This window comes from Methylobacterium sp. W2 (assembly GCF_020662345.1).
Lineage (GTDB): Bacteria > Pseudomonadota > Alphaproteobacteria > Rhizobiales > Beijerinckiaceae > Methylobacterium.
Window position 1 is genome coordinate 53,113 of record NZ_VMOA01000031.1, and the last position, 12,867, is coordinate 65,979.

Consider the following 12,867-nt stretch of genomic DNA (forward strand, 5'->3'; position numbering starts at 1 on the left):
TCATCTCCCGCGCGTCCGCAGGCGCGGCGTGCTGGCGCGATAGGGCTGCGGCTCGACGCCCAGGGCCGCGAGGCAGCGTCCGAGGGCCACGAGGATCGGGTGCAGGGCGATGGTCGGCTCCCGCGTCCGCGCCAGATCGAGGATGGCGCGTCCGAACGAGACCCCGAGGACCGCGAAGGACTTGCCGGCCAGGGTCACGAGGCCGAGGCTGCCGCGCACGTGCTTGCGCTCGATCCGGTAATTGACCGCGCCGATCCGCAGGCCCCGCGCGGCGAGCCATCCCGTCCGCGTGCGGGCCAGGGGCACCGTCTCGGTGATGACGGCCTCCGCCTCCCAATAGAAGGTCACGCCGGCCCGGCGGGCGCGGACGAAGAAGTCGGTGTCGCCGCCGCCGAGGAAATTGTAGCCCGTGTCGAAGGGCGGCGCGCCCATCAGCGCGAAGGTGCGCCGCGTGATCAGGCAATTGCCGCTGCCGTAGATCACCGGCACCGGCCCGCTCTTGTCGTAGGCGGGGGCGAAGGCGGGGTGGCTGTCGAGGCCGGATCGGGAGCCCGGCTCGAAGCGTGGGATCACCGGGCCGCCGACGATGCCGACCCCGGTGCGCTGGGCCGTGGCCACCATGCGCTCCAGCCAATCGGGCCGCGCGAGCTCGTCGTCGTCGATCATCAGGAAATAGCGGGTCTCGGGATAAACGCTGAGCGCAGTCGTGAACGCGCGGTTGATCGCCGAGCAATTGCCCTGGCGCTGTTCCACCACGCATTGACCCTGGAGCGGGCCCTTGGCGAAGACCGCCTCGGCCGCCGCCAATCCGGCCTGCGACGCGGCGTCGTTGTCCACCACCACCACGGCGAAGTGCAGGCCGGTCCGCTGGCGCGCCAGGGAGGCGAGGGTCTGGACGAGGTGCTCCGGCCGTTTGAAGGTCGGGATGCAGACCACCGCGTCGAACGGGTTGGCGCGCGCCTTCACGACGCGCTTCCGGTGAAGCGCTCGATCACACTCATGAGCGGCTTGGGCCTCAGGTCGGAATCCAGGGGAAGCGGACGGTTCGCCGTCCCGTCGGGACGGGTGAAGTATATCGGCACCCAGGTATAACGATCCGTAATGCCCCAGGTAAGAATCTGGCTCGGCGGTGTCACCTCTTCCACAATGCGGAGGAAGTCGGCCGCTTTGCGCGCGATGATCTCGTCACGGATGGCGATGTCCGTCGGCAGGCCGACATCGATCACGTCGAGCTCGGTGATCAGAACGTCGAGCTTCATCGCCGCGATCTCCCGCAGGAAGCCCTGGAGGCCGTCGCGGTCGATCTCCCGGTCGGCGAACAGGTGAGCCTGCAGGCCGATGGCATGGATCGGGATGCCCCGGTCGATGAGGGAGCGCGCGATGGCGAGGATGCCGGCGCGCCGCATGGCGAAGCGTGGCCCGACATACTCGATGTCGTATTCGTTGAGGACGAGCCGGGCCGCGGGATCGGCCGCATGGGCGGCCTTGAAGGCGATCGGGATGTATTCGGCCCCGAGAGTCCTCGTCCAGACGAAGGGACGCAGGTCCTGCGGCGAGGCCGGATTGTCGGGCATCGGCTCGTTCACCACGTCCCATGAACCGATGAAGCCGCGATAGCGGGACACCACCGTCTCGATATGGCCGGTCAGCACCCATTCCGCCTCGACGCGGCTGGTGATCGCCTCCGCCCAGGCCGGCATTCCGCCATACCAGGCCAGGGTGTGGCCGCGCAGGCCGAGCCCGTTCCGGCGGGCGAAGGCGGCGATCCGGTCGGCTTCGCCAAAATCGAACGTCTCCCGGTTCGGCCGCAGGACCGGCCATTTCAGGCCGCCCTCCGGCACCAGCAGCCGGCATCTGTCCACGAGTGCGGCACCGTAGCCGGCATCTGCCATGAGCGCGTTCCCCCGGACGGCGGCGCCGAACGGGATCTTGTTTCGCGGAGCGGCGAGGGCCGGACGGTCGTGGAGGATGCCTCCCGCGCCGAACACGCCGCCCAGGGCTGCCTCGAGGATGGCCCGGCGATGGGGAAAGCCTTGTCTCATGCCGGAACCTCCAGAGGGGTGGGATTCGTCCAAAACGGCACACTCCGCCGGGGCATGGCGAACGGTTTTGCAAGTTCAGGTCCGCACATGAGAGGATAGACGTCCCTGGTGACGTTCCCGACACGTTCGATCGTTGTGGCATGCCTCCCGCCGCCCGGCGATCGAGACATGCATCCTGCGCCGGGACTCGATGGCGCCTCGTTCCGGCCCGCCCGTCTCGGGCGAGGCCGACCCTCCTCCTGCCCCGTTTCGTGGCACGGGCTCTGCGGATGCATCGGCCATGACCGCCCAATCGTCCCGAAATCCGACACCCGGCGCGGGGCACCGCATCGGGAGCCGGCGCCTCGCGCCGATGCGCCTCGTCGCCGGCGCGTGGTCGACCCACCGCACCGTGCTGATCGGCTACGGCCAGCTCCTGGCCGGCGCGGGCGGGCGCCTCGCGCTCCAGATGGTCTACTTCCTGGTTCTCGCCAACACGCTGAGCCTCGCGGAGATGGGTGTCTTCGCCTCCGTCTCGGCGGCGGGCGTGATGATCGGATGCCTGGCGGGTTTCGGCTTCCAATCCTTCGTGATGCGCTCGGCCGCCGGCCGGCGCTCGTCGATGGGGGGATATCTCGCCGTCTATTATGCCTGTTTCGGGCTCGCCCTGCCGATCATGCTCGGCCTCTCGCTGGCCCTCTATGCGCTTCTGTTCCGGGACGTGATCGCCCTGCCCGGCTATCTCGCGATCATCGTGGTCGAGGTGGCGCTCTGGCGCCAGATCGAACTCCTCGTCCAAGTCAATAACGGGCTCGGCCGCTATGCCGCCGCGGCCACGGTGGTGTCGCTTCCCGTGGGCTTTCGCGCCGCCGCCGCCGTGGCGTTCTGGGCTGCGGGCGGCGGCGATGCCGAGACCTGGGCCGTCTACTATCTCGTCGGCAACGCGATCTCTGTGACCGTCCTCGCCTTTCTCTTCCACCCGCGCACGCGGATGCGGTTCCGCGCGGTGCTGCTCAAGGGCCGGCTGCGCGACGGACTGCTCTACGCCGCCTCCTACTTCATGTTTCTGGCCCAGGGCGAGATCGACAAGCTCATCGTGCTGACGCTCGCCGGCGAGCGCATGGCGGGTATCTACGCGATCTCGATGCGGCTCATCGATCTCACCGGCGTGCCGCTGCGGCCGATGTTCATGATGTATTCGCGCAAGCTGATCCAGGCCGGCCGCGCCACCCGGGCGTCCTTGCGCGAATGCCTGAAGGTGGAGGCGATGGTCGCTTGCGTCTCGACGGGCGCCCTCGTCTTCATGATCGCCGTCCTGCACATCCGGCCCGATCTTCTCGGCCCGAACGTGTCGGCCGCCTACGGCATGCTCACCGTCATCGTCGCGGTGCCGGCGGTGCGCAACCTCCTGGAGTTCCAGGGCGAACTGTTCTTCGCCTTCGGCCGGATGGGGTTGCGCGCGGGCGTCACGGCTGCGCTCATCGCCTTCAAGGCGGCGGCCTTCATCCTGCTCCTCACGGCTTTTCCCGATCCGGCGCAGTGGAGCCTGTGGCTGAACGCGATCTATGTCGCGATCTACGCGTTCTCCTTCTTTACCCTCTACGGTCTTTTGTGGCGGAACACGGCACCGTGATCGCGACACCCCGAGACAGGCGCAGTCCGATGACGGAATCCTTCACCCTTCCCGACGCAGGGTCCTCCCGATGAAGGGCGGCGGATCGAAGGAGGTGCGTATGAAGGCCGAGACTGGAGATCGTGCCTCCGCATCCGCAGGGCAGGACCAGGCCGAGACGGTGGGCCTGATCACGCTCAGCCACCGGGGTGATCTCGAGCGGTGCGCTCTGCTGTTCGAGACCATCGACCGGCACGCGACGCCGCGCGGCTGTCACTACGTCATCGTCGACGACAAGGACGTGGCGTTGTTCGCGCGTTTTGCCCGCCCCGATCGTCGCATCCTGCCGCTGTCTCAGTTCCTGCCCTGGTGGATGCGGCCGATTCCCGTCCTGCGCTGGCGCGGGCGCCGCTACTGGCTCACGCCCTTCGGCAAGCCGGTCAGCGGCTGGCACGTCCAGCAGATCGTCAAGATCGAGGCCACGCGCCGGCTGCCGGAAGCGCGCTACTGCCTGATCGATTCCGACATCTACTTCTTCCGGGACTTCGACCTCGCCGCCCTGGCCGAGCCCAACCCGACACCCTTCCACGTCCATCCCGGCGGTGTCGTGGCCAACCGGCCCCGGCATATCCTCTGGATCGGCACCGCAAGCCGCCTCCTCGGCACCAGGGCGCAGAGCGTGCCCGCCGACGATTACATCGACCAGATCATCATCTGGGATCAGGCGACGGCACGGGCGATGACCGACCGGATCGAGGCGGTGACCGGCCATGGCTGGGTCGCTGCCCTGTGTCGGGACCGCAATTTCTCGGAATACATGATCTACGGCACCTTCGTCGCCCATACGCCCTCGGCCATGGAGCGCCACGCGGTGACGACGCAGAGCTTCTGCCGGACCCATTGGGACGACGATGCCCTGAGCGGGGCCGACATCCTTGCGATGCTGGAAGCCGCCACCCCGACGGAGCGGGCCTTCTGCATCCAGTCCTTCGGATCGACGCCGCTTTCCACTATTCGCGCGAGCCTCGACGTGTTCCGTACCGGGGATGGAGCGGAGCGTCCCGAGCGGACGGAGGCGGCATGACGCGGCCCTCCCCCTGCGCCTCGACTTGTTGAGGCAGAGCGCCCGCGGGGAATTAAGGATGACGACGATCGACATGAGGACGATTGCGTTTCCGCGAGCCCGGTACTTGGAAAAGTAAGAATTGGCGTGTCATGTGCGAGGGCACGGCCGACGCACTTCAAGGAAGGCGGATCCCCTCCCATGCTCTCGCAGAAGTCCTCGATCCCGTCTCGCGCCATCACGACGGAATAGAGACGGAGCATGCAGGCCATGGCACAGGACGACACCGCCACAATGGCGCGGCAGGTCGCGCTGGAGGATCTTCACCACGATACGGAGATGCCGGCCGGGGAGGCCGGGTTCAGCCTCGCGAAGGTCCACGAAATCCTTGAGGCGCTGCTTCCGGCGGGCGAGGTCTCGGTCTACGAGGCCGGCGGCGGGGCGTCCTCCTATCTTCCGGTCGCGGTGCTGCGCCGCTCCCGCGTGACCGTGGTCGACATCGATCCGACCCAGGTGAGCAACAACGCCTACGCCGAGACGGTGGTCTGCGGCGATGTGCAGGTCCACCGATTCACGCCCCGGACCTTCGACCTCGTGACAAGCTACAACGTCATCGAGCATCTGCCGGATGTCGGGGCTGCGATGGAGCGTTTCGCCGAATGCCTGAAGCCCGGTGGCCTCCTGCTCATCGGCGCCCCGCATCCGCGCTCGCTTTCCGGCCTCGTGACGAAGTATTCGCCGCACTGGTTCCACGTCTGGTTCTACCGCCATATCCGCGGCCACGAGCGGGCAGGTGAGCCGGGCGAGCCTCCGTTCCCGGTGCATTACCATCCGCTCGTCCTGCCGGCCCGGCTGAAGCCGTTCCTCGATCGCGTCGGACTCGAACCCGTGTATGAGCGCGTCTACGAGAGCCCACGCTATGCGGAGATGCGGCTGCGCCGTCCGCGGCTGGCCGCCCTCGTCGACGGCGTCACGGATCTGGCGAACCTGGCGGTGGGCCGGCGCATCAACCTGCGGCACGGAGACTATCATCTCGTGCTGCGCAAGCGGGCCGGGCATCCGACGTCGCAATGACCCCCGACGCCATCCTCGATCGCGACGCGACCGACCTCAGGGCCCGGCTCTCGCTGCGGGCCCGGCTCTCGCATCGTCTGTCGCGGCATGTCCCGACCGCGCCCGCGCTCCCCCGCCTGCATGGCCCGATGGTGAGCGTCACCTTCGACGACGTGCCGGACACGGCCTGCAGCACCGGTGCGGCCGTCCTTGACGCCCATGGCGCCAAGGGCACGTTCTACGTCTCCCGCACCCTCCTTGGCACCGCCACCGAGCATTGGCGGGTCGCCGGGGCCGAGGCCCTGGCGGAGATCCATCGCCGCGGGCACGAGATCGGCTGCCATACCCATGACCACAGCCTCGTTCCCACCCTCGACACACGGGACTTCGCCGCAGATATCGGGCGCAACCGGGATGCGCTCGCGGCCCTCGTGCCGGGGCTGGTGCTGGAGAATTTCGCCTTCCCCTACGGGTATGCCTCGCTGGCCGCAAAGCGCGTGCTGAGCCGGACCTACGGGTCGGGTCGCAGCATCGTACCGGGTCTGAATGCCGGCCGCATCGACCGTTATTTCCTGCGCGCGAACCCGCTCTTCGACCGCTGCCTCGACGCCGGCCTCCTCGCGCGCCTGATGGACGATGCGGTGGCCCGCAACGGCTGGGTCATCTTCTTCGGTCACGACGTCGCCGAGGGAGCGAGCCCCTACGGCTGCTCCCCCAGCCTGCTGGAGTCCACCATCGCGGCCGCCAGCCGGCGCGGCATTCCGGTGGTCTCGATCGCGGAGGGGATGGCACGGACTCGTGGTGTCGCCGGGGAGCGGTGCCCCATGCAGGAGGAATCCCGCCAGTCGGGCGAGATCTCGGTGCAGCGCGCGAAGGGCGGCCCACGCGACCGATGATCCCGACCGCATCCCGGGGGTTTTCCGTTGCGCCCGGCGTGGTGACAACAACATGTCGTCAGATGTCCCATCCGCCTCCGGCGGGCCGCGTAAAGACGTGATTCATCATCGTGTCGCGTCGTGACGCATTCATTGATGGTCGACTGAGAATTTAATCTAATCTGGACTCGCAGTTGCTATTCCCTCGTGCATTCGGCCGCGCGCGCCACGAAGTGTGCCGGGTCGGGACAGGAACGGTCGGAAGCGGGATCGTCACATCGGCAATCCCGGTGCGCACCGGCGCCCGTGTATCCTCGAAACTTGTGACGGCGGGAGGCGATTGATGTTGGTCTACGACGAGCCCCCGGCATCCGGCAGGCCCAATGCGGCCGAGCCGGAGCGGAGCGCCTATCGCCTGTCCGTCGGGGGCGTCTTCTCCGCACTGCGCCGGCGCATCGTCTGGATTATGGCCTGCGCCTTCATTCTGGCCGGGATCGGCCTCGTCGTGGGAAAGATGCTGACCCCTCGCTACACCGCCGAGGCGCAGATCTATATCGACCCGCGCGACCTGAATCTGGTCTCCCGTGAGTTGACCACCGGTGGTCAGGATTCCAACGCATACCAGAGCGTGGTGGAGAGCCAGACCCGTCTCATCACCTCGAGCAGCGTGTTGCGCCGGGCCGTCGATGCCACCGGCCTCACCAAGGACGACGAGTTCGCGGCCGCGTCCGGCGGCGGGATCGTCGCGAAAATCGGCGCCGCCCTGGGCCTCGGGAGCCCGGACGCGCCGCCGGATGCCGAGGGCGACGCGAATGCGGCGATCGCCCAGCTGCAGCAGCGCCTCTCCGTGCGCCGGACGGGCCGGACCTATGTGATCGACGTCTCGGTCTGGTCTCGGGAGGCGGCGAAGGCCGCTCGCCTCGCCAACGCGGTCGTGGCGGCTTACCTCGCCGAGGATGCCGCCACCCGGACCGACGCCGCCAACCGCGCCAATTCCGGCCTTACCGCGCGCCTCGGCGAATTGCGTAATGCCCTCAACGCCGCCGAGAACCGGGTTCAGGCCTACCGGGCCGAGACCGGCCTCGTGGGCACCCGCGACGCCCTCGTCAGCGATCAGCAACTGACCCAGATCAACGCGCAACTCGCCGCCGCCCGTGCGCGTGTCGTGGAGGCGCAGGCCCGCGTCGAGCAGAGCCAGCGCATCGCCCGCGCCGGCCTGGATGCCGGGGCGACGGACGATGTCCTCGCCTCGCAGACCGTGGCCGGCCTACGCGGCCAATACGCGGAACTCACCCGGCGCCAGGCCGAACTCACCAACGAACTCGGGCCGCGTCATCCGTCCGTCTCCTCCATGGTCAAGCAGGTCGCCCAGGCGCGGCGCTCCATCGACCAGGAGGTCGCCCGCTTCGCTCAGGCCGCCCAGACCGACCTCGCCAAGGCGCGGGCCACGGCATCCGCCCTGGAGAAAAACTTCGATCAGGCCAAGGGTCGCACGGTCGGTCTCGCCCAGGCCTCGATCCGCCTGCGCGAGCTCGAGCGGGAGGCGGAGGCCAGCCGCTCGGTCTACGAGGCCTTCCTCACCCGCTCGCGCGAAACCGGCCAGCAGGCCTATCTCGACATGGGCAATGCCCGTGTCGTCTCCCCGGCGACGAAGCCGATCATGCGCAGTTTTCCGCCGCCCGCGCGCACACTGATGGTGATGGGCCTATTCACCGGGCTCGGCCTCGGCGTTCTCCTCGCCCTGCTCGATGACTGGGCGCGTTTCGGCCGGCCGGGCCGCGTATCCAGGCCGTCCCAGGTTTTCGCGGCAGCGCAGGCTCCCGAGCAGACGCAAGCCCCGCTGGCCAAGCAAGCCCCGCTGGCCAAGCAAGCTCCCGAGCCGACCCGCCTACCCGACCCGGATCCGCTGCCCCGTTCGGTCGAGGCGCCGGTCCCGCCGCGTGCCGCCAAGGACAGCCGTATCCCCGCGACTCCCCGCGCCTTCCGGGCGCCCGATCTCCCGGCTCCCCGGCGATCGCCCATGGCTTTCTTTCGGGGCGGAGCCAAGGAGGCGGATAGCAAGCCGGCCTTCGAACCCGCAGCCCGAATGGAGCCGACACGCTCCGTGGAGCCAGCACCGCCGGCGAAATCCCACGGGCGTCCCGAACCCGAATCTCGTCTCAAACCAAAGCCATCCCTCGAATCGGAACAGGCCGTGACACCGTCGTTCGACAAACCCGGCTCGGCCAAACGCCTCGCGGGGAAGCGCGCCTCGACCGCATCGTTCAGCGTTTCGGGCGCTGCCGCCCTGGTGGGAGGGGGGCGATGACGACGCCGTCCCGGGCCGTCCTCGGGCAGGTTCCCGTGACCTTTCTCGGCGGGATGTCGATCGCGGCTCTGGGAATGCAGGAGACCGTGGATAGGATGGCCGAGGCCGTGCGCCTCCATCCGAGACCCGGAACGCCCCTCTACTTCACCTCGGCCAACGGTGAGGTGATGTCACGGCACGCACGGGATCCCGAGTTCGCCAGGCTGGTGGACACGGCCGATCTCATCAGTGCCGACGGACAGCCGATGGTGACGGTGTCACGCTTCGTCGGCGGCCGGGCCCTGCCCGTGCGGGTCGCCACCACCGATCTCTATCACGAGGTCGCCCGCAAGGCCGCCGCGGAGGGCCTGACCTTCTATCTCTATGGCGCCACCGAGGACGAAAACCGCGCGGCGGTGGCGACGACGCGGCGCCTGTATCCGGCGTTGCGCATCGTCGGTCATCACCACGGCTACCTCGCGGGCGACGCGCTGACGGACAAGATCGCGGAGATCGACGCCCTGGCGCCGGACATTCTCTGGATCGCCCTGGGGGTGCCGCGCGAGCAGGCCTTCGTGCGGGATTACGGGCCGCTCCTGCGGAACGTCGCCCTGATCAAGACCTCGGGCGGCCTGTTCAATTTCCTCTCCGGAAGCCGCAGCCGGGCACCGGCCTGGGTTCAGCGGATCGGGTTCGAATGGCTCTGGCGGCTGGTGCAGGAGCCCCGGCGTCTGTTCTGGCGATACTGTCTCACCAATCCCCACTCCCTCTATCTCATGCTCACGCGCAGCGGCGACCGTCGGCGCGCGCGGCAAGACGACGGCAAGACCGGCGAGGCGATGGCGCTGACGGAGCCTGAGGAAAGCGATCTCGTCGGGAGACGGGCGAAGGGAGCCTGACCCCTCCTCCGCGCTCAATGCTGCGCGAAGCCGGCGGCCATGTTCACCGCTAATGCCAGGACGCTGGTGTTGAACAGGTAGGCGTAGATGGTCTGCGCCGTCACGATCCGGCGGAAGGTCTTGCTCGTGATGTCGGTATCCGAGGTCTGTGACGTCGCCCCGATGGTGACGGAGAAGTAGAGAAAGTCCCAGAAATCCGGGTCCTCGTCACCGGGGAAGCCCAAGCCGCCGCGGTGCCGGCCCGCCTCGACCTCTCCATAGTAGAGGTGGGTATAATGCACGGTGAAGATCACCTGCACGAAGACCCAGGCGCAGAGCATCGTCATGACCGCCAGGATGAAGTGGGCGAGGCGCGGTGCATCCGGCTCCCGCCCTCCGATCACCAGCATCGCCACGGCGCCGCAACTCGCGAGCCCTGCCAGGATGGCGAAGAGCGAGATTACCGGAGCGCTGTCGTCGAGCCGCGAGGCCTCCCGGCGCAGGGCGTCCTGCGACAGGGACGAGGTCCGCCAGATCACCAGGGCGGTGTAGACGACGACGCCGACGCACCAGCCGACGAGGAGGCGCGTCCAGATCGAGGCGAAGGGCAGGGCCACCGACAGCACCACCGCGAACACGATCGCCCCGAGGAGCCGCGGGCGCAGCAGGAAGGCCTGGAAGGGGTTCTGCATCGATCGGCCTCGCGCTTCAGCATCCGGCTATAACCCCGGATCCCTGCGAGCGATCATCGCATCCCCGTGAGGGGAGGTTCGCTGAGACCCGGCGGACGGCCACCGCCGCGCGGTCGCGCCGACAGGCCCTGATGAGTCTGACTCATCGGGGCCCGGTATCACGCCTTCGGTGGGCGGCTGGCGGTGTCGCAGGAGGTCCCCGAGAACCGGGAGAACAGCTTGGCGAGATGCGGGCGCAGGGGCAGGAACCCGCGATAGGCGGTCTCGGCCAGGATCGGCATGCCGGGCAGACTGGCGAGGGACGCGAGCCAGCCCCAACCGGGCAACTCGCGCCAGAGCCGGATGAAGCCCGACGCCCCGGAGGCGAGGCGGCCCTGTTCGTCCCGGACGTGGAAACGCGCCCGTGCGGCCTCGCGGCTGAGATCGGGGCCGAGCGTGGCGGGGGCGTCGTCGCCGCTGACATTGACGAAGGCGAGGCGTTCGGCCCCGCGGCTGCGCCGATAGGTCCGGATCTCGGCGGAACAGAGCGGACAGGCGCCGTCGTAGTAGACGGTCAGTGCGGCGGGTGGAGTCATGATGGGCGGTCACGTCCCTCTTCATCGGCTCCAAAGAGGGAGGCCGTGTCCAGGGACAACGCCGATACAAGCGAAACGGCCACACCCTCGATGGGAGCGAAGGTGTGGCCGTCTGTCAACGTAATGAAGGGGGCGACCCGTACTTCGGGATTCGCCCCCGCGCGTCAGCGGGCGGCGAAGGCCTTGAGCGCGGCCTTGCCGGCGTAGCGGCCCTGCGCGCCGAGGCCTTCCTCGATGCGGATGAGCTGGTTGTACTTGGCCAATCTGTCCGAGCGGGCCAGCGAGCCGGTCTTGATCTGTCCGCAATTGGTGGCAACGGCGAGATCCGCGATGGTGGAATCCTCGGTCTCGCCCGAACGGTGCGACATCACGGCGGTGTAGCCGGCGCGCTGCGCCATATCGACGGCGGCGAGCGTCTCGGTGAGGGTGCCGATCTGGTTAACCTTCACCAGGATCGAGTTGGCGGTGTTCTCTGCGATGCCGCGCGACAGGCGGGTGACGTTGGTGACGAACAGATCGTCGCCGACGAGCTGGCAGCGGTTGCCGACCTTCTCGGTCAGGAGCTTCCAGCCGGCCCAGTCATCCTCGGACATGCCGTCCTCGATGGAGAGGATCGGGTAGGAATCCACGAGCTTGGCGAGGTAATCGACCTGAGCCTCGATCGAGCGGGTCTGGCCCTCGCCCTCGTAATGGTAGGCGCCGTCCTTGAAGAACTCCGTGGCGGCGCAGTCCAGCGCCAGCACGATGTCGGTGCCGGGCTTGAAGCCCGCCGCCTGGATCGATTCCATCACGAAATCGAGCCCGGCCTCGGCCGAGGGAAGGTTGGGGGCGAAACCGCCCTCGTCGCCCACATTCGTGTTGTGGCCGGCCTTCTTGAGCGCGCCCTTGAGCGTGTGGAACACCTCGGCGCCCATGCGCACGGCCTCGGCGAGCGAGGAGGCGCCCACCGGCATGATCATGAATTCCTGGAAGTCGATCGGGTTGTCGGCATGCGCGCCGCCGTTGATGATGTTCATCATCGGCACCGGCAGCACACGCCCCTGGGTCCCACCGACATAGCGGTAGAGCGGCAGGCCGGCGGTCTCGGCGGCGGCCTTGGCCACGGCGAGCGACACGCCGAGGATGGCATTGGCGCCGAGCCGCGCCTTGTTGGGGGTGCCGTCGAGTTCGATCATCGCCTCGTCGACGGCGATCTGGTCCTCGGCATCCATGCCGCCGATGGCATCGAGGATGTCGCCGCGGACCGCGGCCACCGCCTTGCGCACGCCCTTGCCACCGTAACGGCCTTTGTCGCCGTCGCGCAGCTCCATCGCCTCGTGGGCGCCGGTGGAGGCGCCGGACGGCACGGCGGCACGGCCGAAGGAGCCGTCCTCCAGCAGGACGTCCACCTCGATGGTCGGGTTGCCCCGGCTGTCGAGGATCTCGCGGGCGGCGATGTTGGTGATCGCGGTCATGCGTGCCCCTAGCTCTCAAGATGTGGTGCGGCGGGCGTTCGGCCGAGCCGTCATGATCCCGCGCTCGCCCCTCATCCAGGAGGGATGGGCCAACGGAACCGGTCTGATCCAGGGCAGGCTTATCCGTCAACATGTCGCCTCCGGCAAGCGTCCGCCGATGCGCGAAGTGCTTCGGACGGTGACAAATCTTTACGGAGTGCGCGAGAATTTCTGAGACGGCCGGTTCGGGCCATCCAACGAGGCCATGCAGCGGGTGGTGGGCCGGACTTCCTCGGCTGCGTCTACGCCCTTGATTTCATACGGGGATTCGAGGCGGCGAGTTCCCTTGCCGCGCCCGGTGCGCTATAGCGGCGGACA

12 protein-coding genes are annotated in these 12,867 nt (G+C 68.3%); 7 read left to right on the plus strand and 5 right to left on the minus strand.

The genetic code is table 11. The annotated features are described in order from the left end of the window. Together FPV16_RS17095 and FPV16_RS17100 are read right to left on the minus strand one after the other, a co-directional pair. A complete protein-coding gene (locus tag FPV16_RS17095) occupies positions 1-966 on the minus strand; it encodes a glycosyltransferase family 2 protein (RefSeq protein WP_227439577.1) in 966 nt (321 codons plus the stop codon). Next, positions 963-2,042 (minus strand): endo-1,4-beta-xylanase, encoded by a 1,080-nt coding sequence (locus FPV16_RS17100; protein ID WP_227439578.1) that lies wholly within the window; start codon positions 2,040-2,042, stop codon positions 963-965. The genes FPV16_RS17095 and FPV16_RS17100 overlap by 4 nt, the downstream gene beginning before the upstream one ends. 280 nt (positions 2,043-2,322) lie before the next feature. Here FPV16_RS17100 and FPV16_RS17105 point away from each other — a divergent pair, with 280 nt between their 5' ends. The 6 genes from FPV16_RS17105 (at position 2,323) to FPV16_RS17130 (ending at position 9,810) form a co-directional block, all read left to right on the plus strand. Next, positions 2,323-3,654 carry a lipopolysaccharide biosynthesis protein gene (locus FPV16_RS17105; protein ID WP_227439579.1) on the plus strand — a complete coding sequence of 444 codons (1,332 nt, stop codon included), beginning with the start codon at positions 2,323-2,325 and terminating at the stop codon, positions 3,652-3,654. Between the two features lie 100 nt (positions 3,655-3,754). Next, complete coding sequence (locus tag FPV16_RS17110) at positions 3,755-4,717, plus strand: DUF6492 family protein (protein WP_227439580.1); 963 nt, start codon at positions 3,755-3,757, stop codon at positions 4,715-4,717. A gap of 249 nt (positions 4,718-4,966) precedes the next feature. Beyond that, positions 4,967-5,770 carry a class I SAM-dependent methyltransferase gene (locus tag FPV16_RS17115; RefSeq protein WP_227439581.1) on the plus strand — a complete coding sequence of 268 codons (804 nt, stop codon included), beginning with the start codon at positions 4,967-4,969 and terminating at the stop codon, positions 5,768-5,770. After that, positions 5,767-6,645 carry a polysaccharide deacetylase family protein gene (locus FPV16_RS17120; RefSeq protein ID WP_227439582.1) on the plus strand — a complete coding sequence of 293 codons (879 nt, stop codon included), beginning with the start codon at positions 5,767-5,769 and terminating at the stop codon, positions 6,643-6,645. Before FPV16_RS17115 ends, FPV16_RS17120 begins: the two co-directional genes overlap by 4 nt. Positions 6,646-6,967: 322 nt before the next feature. After that, positions 6,968-8,932 (plus strand): GumC family protein, encoded by a 1,965-nt coding sequence (locus FPV16_RS17125; protein ID WP_227439583.1) that lies wholly within the window; start codon positions 6,968-6,970, stop codon positions 8,930-8,932. Continuing rightward, positions 8,929-9,810, plus strand: a complete 882-nt coding sequence (locus FPV16_RS17130) for a WecB/TagA/CpsF family glycosyltransferase (protein ID WP_227439584.1) — start codon at positions 8,929-8,931, stop codon at positions 9,808-9,810. Before FPV16_RS17125 ends, FPV16_RS17130 begins: the two co-directional genes overlap by 4 nt. A 14-nt stretch (positions 9,811-9,824) precedes the next feature. On the opposite strand, the gene FPV16_RS17135 is transcribed toward FPV16_RS17130, so the two are convergent. The 3 genes from FPV16_RS17135 to eno form a co-directional block, all read right to left on the minus strand. Continuing rightward, on the minus strand, positions 9,825-10,481 hold the full coding sequence (locus FPV16_RS17135) for a DUF1345 domain-containing protein (RefSeq protein ID WP_227439585.1): 657 nt from the start codon (positions 10,479-10,481) through the stop codon (positions 9,825-9,827). A 158-nt stretch (positions 10,482-10,639) separates the two neighbouring features. Further along, complete coding sequence (locus tag FPV16_RS17140; RefSeq protein ID WP_227439586.1) at positions 10,640-11,056, minus strand: thiol-disulfide oxidoreductase DCC family protein; 417 nt, start codon at positions 11,054-11,056, stop codon at positions 10,640-10,642. Positions 11,057-11,220: 164 nt separating this feature from the next. Next, a complete protein-coding gene (gene eno / locus FPV16_RS17145) occupies positions 11,221-12,510 on the minus strand; it encodes a phosphopyruvate hydratase (RefSeq protein ID WP_018043794.1) in 1,290 nt (429 codons plus the stop codon). Here eno and FPV16_RS17150 point away from each other — a divergent pair. Next, entirely contained in the window at positions 12,491-12,724 is a 234-nt protein-coding gene (locus FPV16_RS17150; RefSeq protein WP_227439587.1) for a hypothetical protein, read from the plus strand. The genes eno and FPV16_RS17150 overlap by 20 nt on opposite strands. Positions 12,725-12,867 lie beyond the last annotated feature (143 nt).

What these genes read in the sequence shown, in the direction of transcription:
- FPV16_RS17100 (WP_227439578.1), bottom strand. Translation starts at nt 2,042, where the DNA reads ATGAGACAAGGCTTTCCCCATCGCCGGGCCATCCTCGAGGCAGCCCTG.
- FPV16_RS17105 (WP_227439579.1), top strand. Translation starts at nt 2,323, where the DNA reads ATGACCGCCCAATCGTCCCGAAATCCGACACCCGGCGCGGGGCACCGC.
- FPV16_RS17110 (WP_227439580.1), top strand. Translation starts at nt 3,755, where the DNA reads ATGAAGGCCGAGACTGGAGATCGTGCCTCCGCATCCGCAGGGCAGGAC.
- FPV16_RS17115 (WP_227439581.1), top strand. Translation starts at nt 4,967, where the DNA reads ATGGCACAGGACGACACCGCCACAATGGCGCGGCAGGTCGCGCTGGAG.
- FPV16_RS17120 (WP_227439582.1), top strand. Translation starts at nt 5,767, where the DNA reads ATGACCCCCGACGCCATCCTCGATCGCGACGCGACCGACCTCAGGGCC.
- FPV16_RS17125 (WP_227439583.1), top strand. Translation starts at nt 6,968, where the DNA reads ATGTTGGTCTACGACGAGCCCCCGGCATCCGGCAGGCCCAATGCGGCC.
- FPV16_RS17130 (WP_227439584.1), top strand. Translation starts at nt 8,929, where the DNA reads ATGACGACGCCGTCCCGGGCCGTCCTCGGGCAGGTTCCCGTGACCTTT.
- FPV16_RS17135 (WP_227439585.1), bottom strand. Translation starts at nt 10,481, where the DNA reads ATGCAGAACCCCTTCCAGGCCTTCCTGCTGCGCCCGCGGCTCCTCGGG.
- FPV16_RS17140 (WP_227439586.1), bottom strand. Translation starts at nt 11,056, where the DNA reads ATGACTCCACCCGCCGCACTGACCGTCTACTACGACGGCGCCTGTCCG.
- FPV16_RS17150 (WP_227439587.1), top strand. Translation starts at nt 12,491, where the DNA reads ATGTTGGTGATCGCGGTCATGCGTGCCCCTAGCTCTCAAGATGTGGTG.
- eno (WP_018043794.1), bottom strand. Translation starts at nt 12,510, where the DNA reads ATGACCGCGATCACCAACATCGCCGCCCGCGAGATCCTCGACAGCCGG.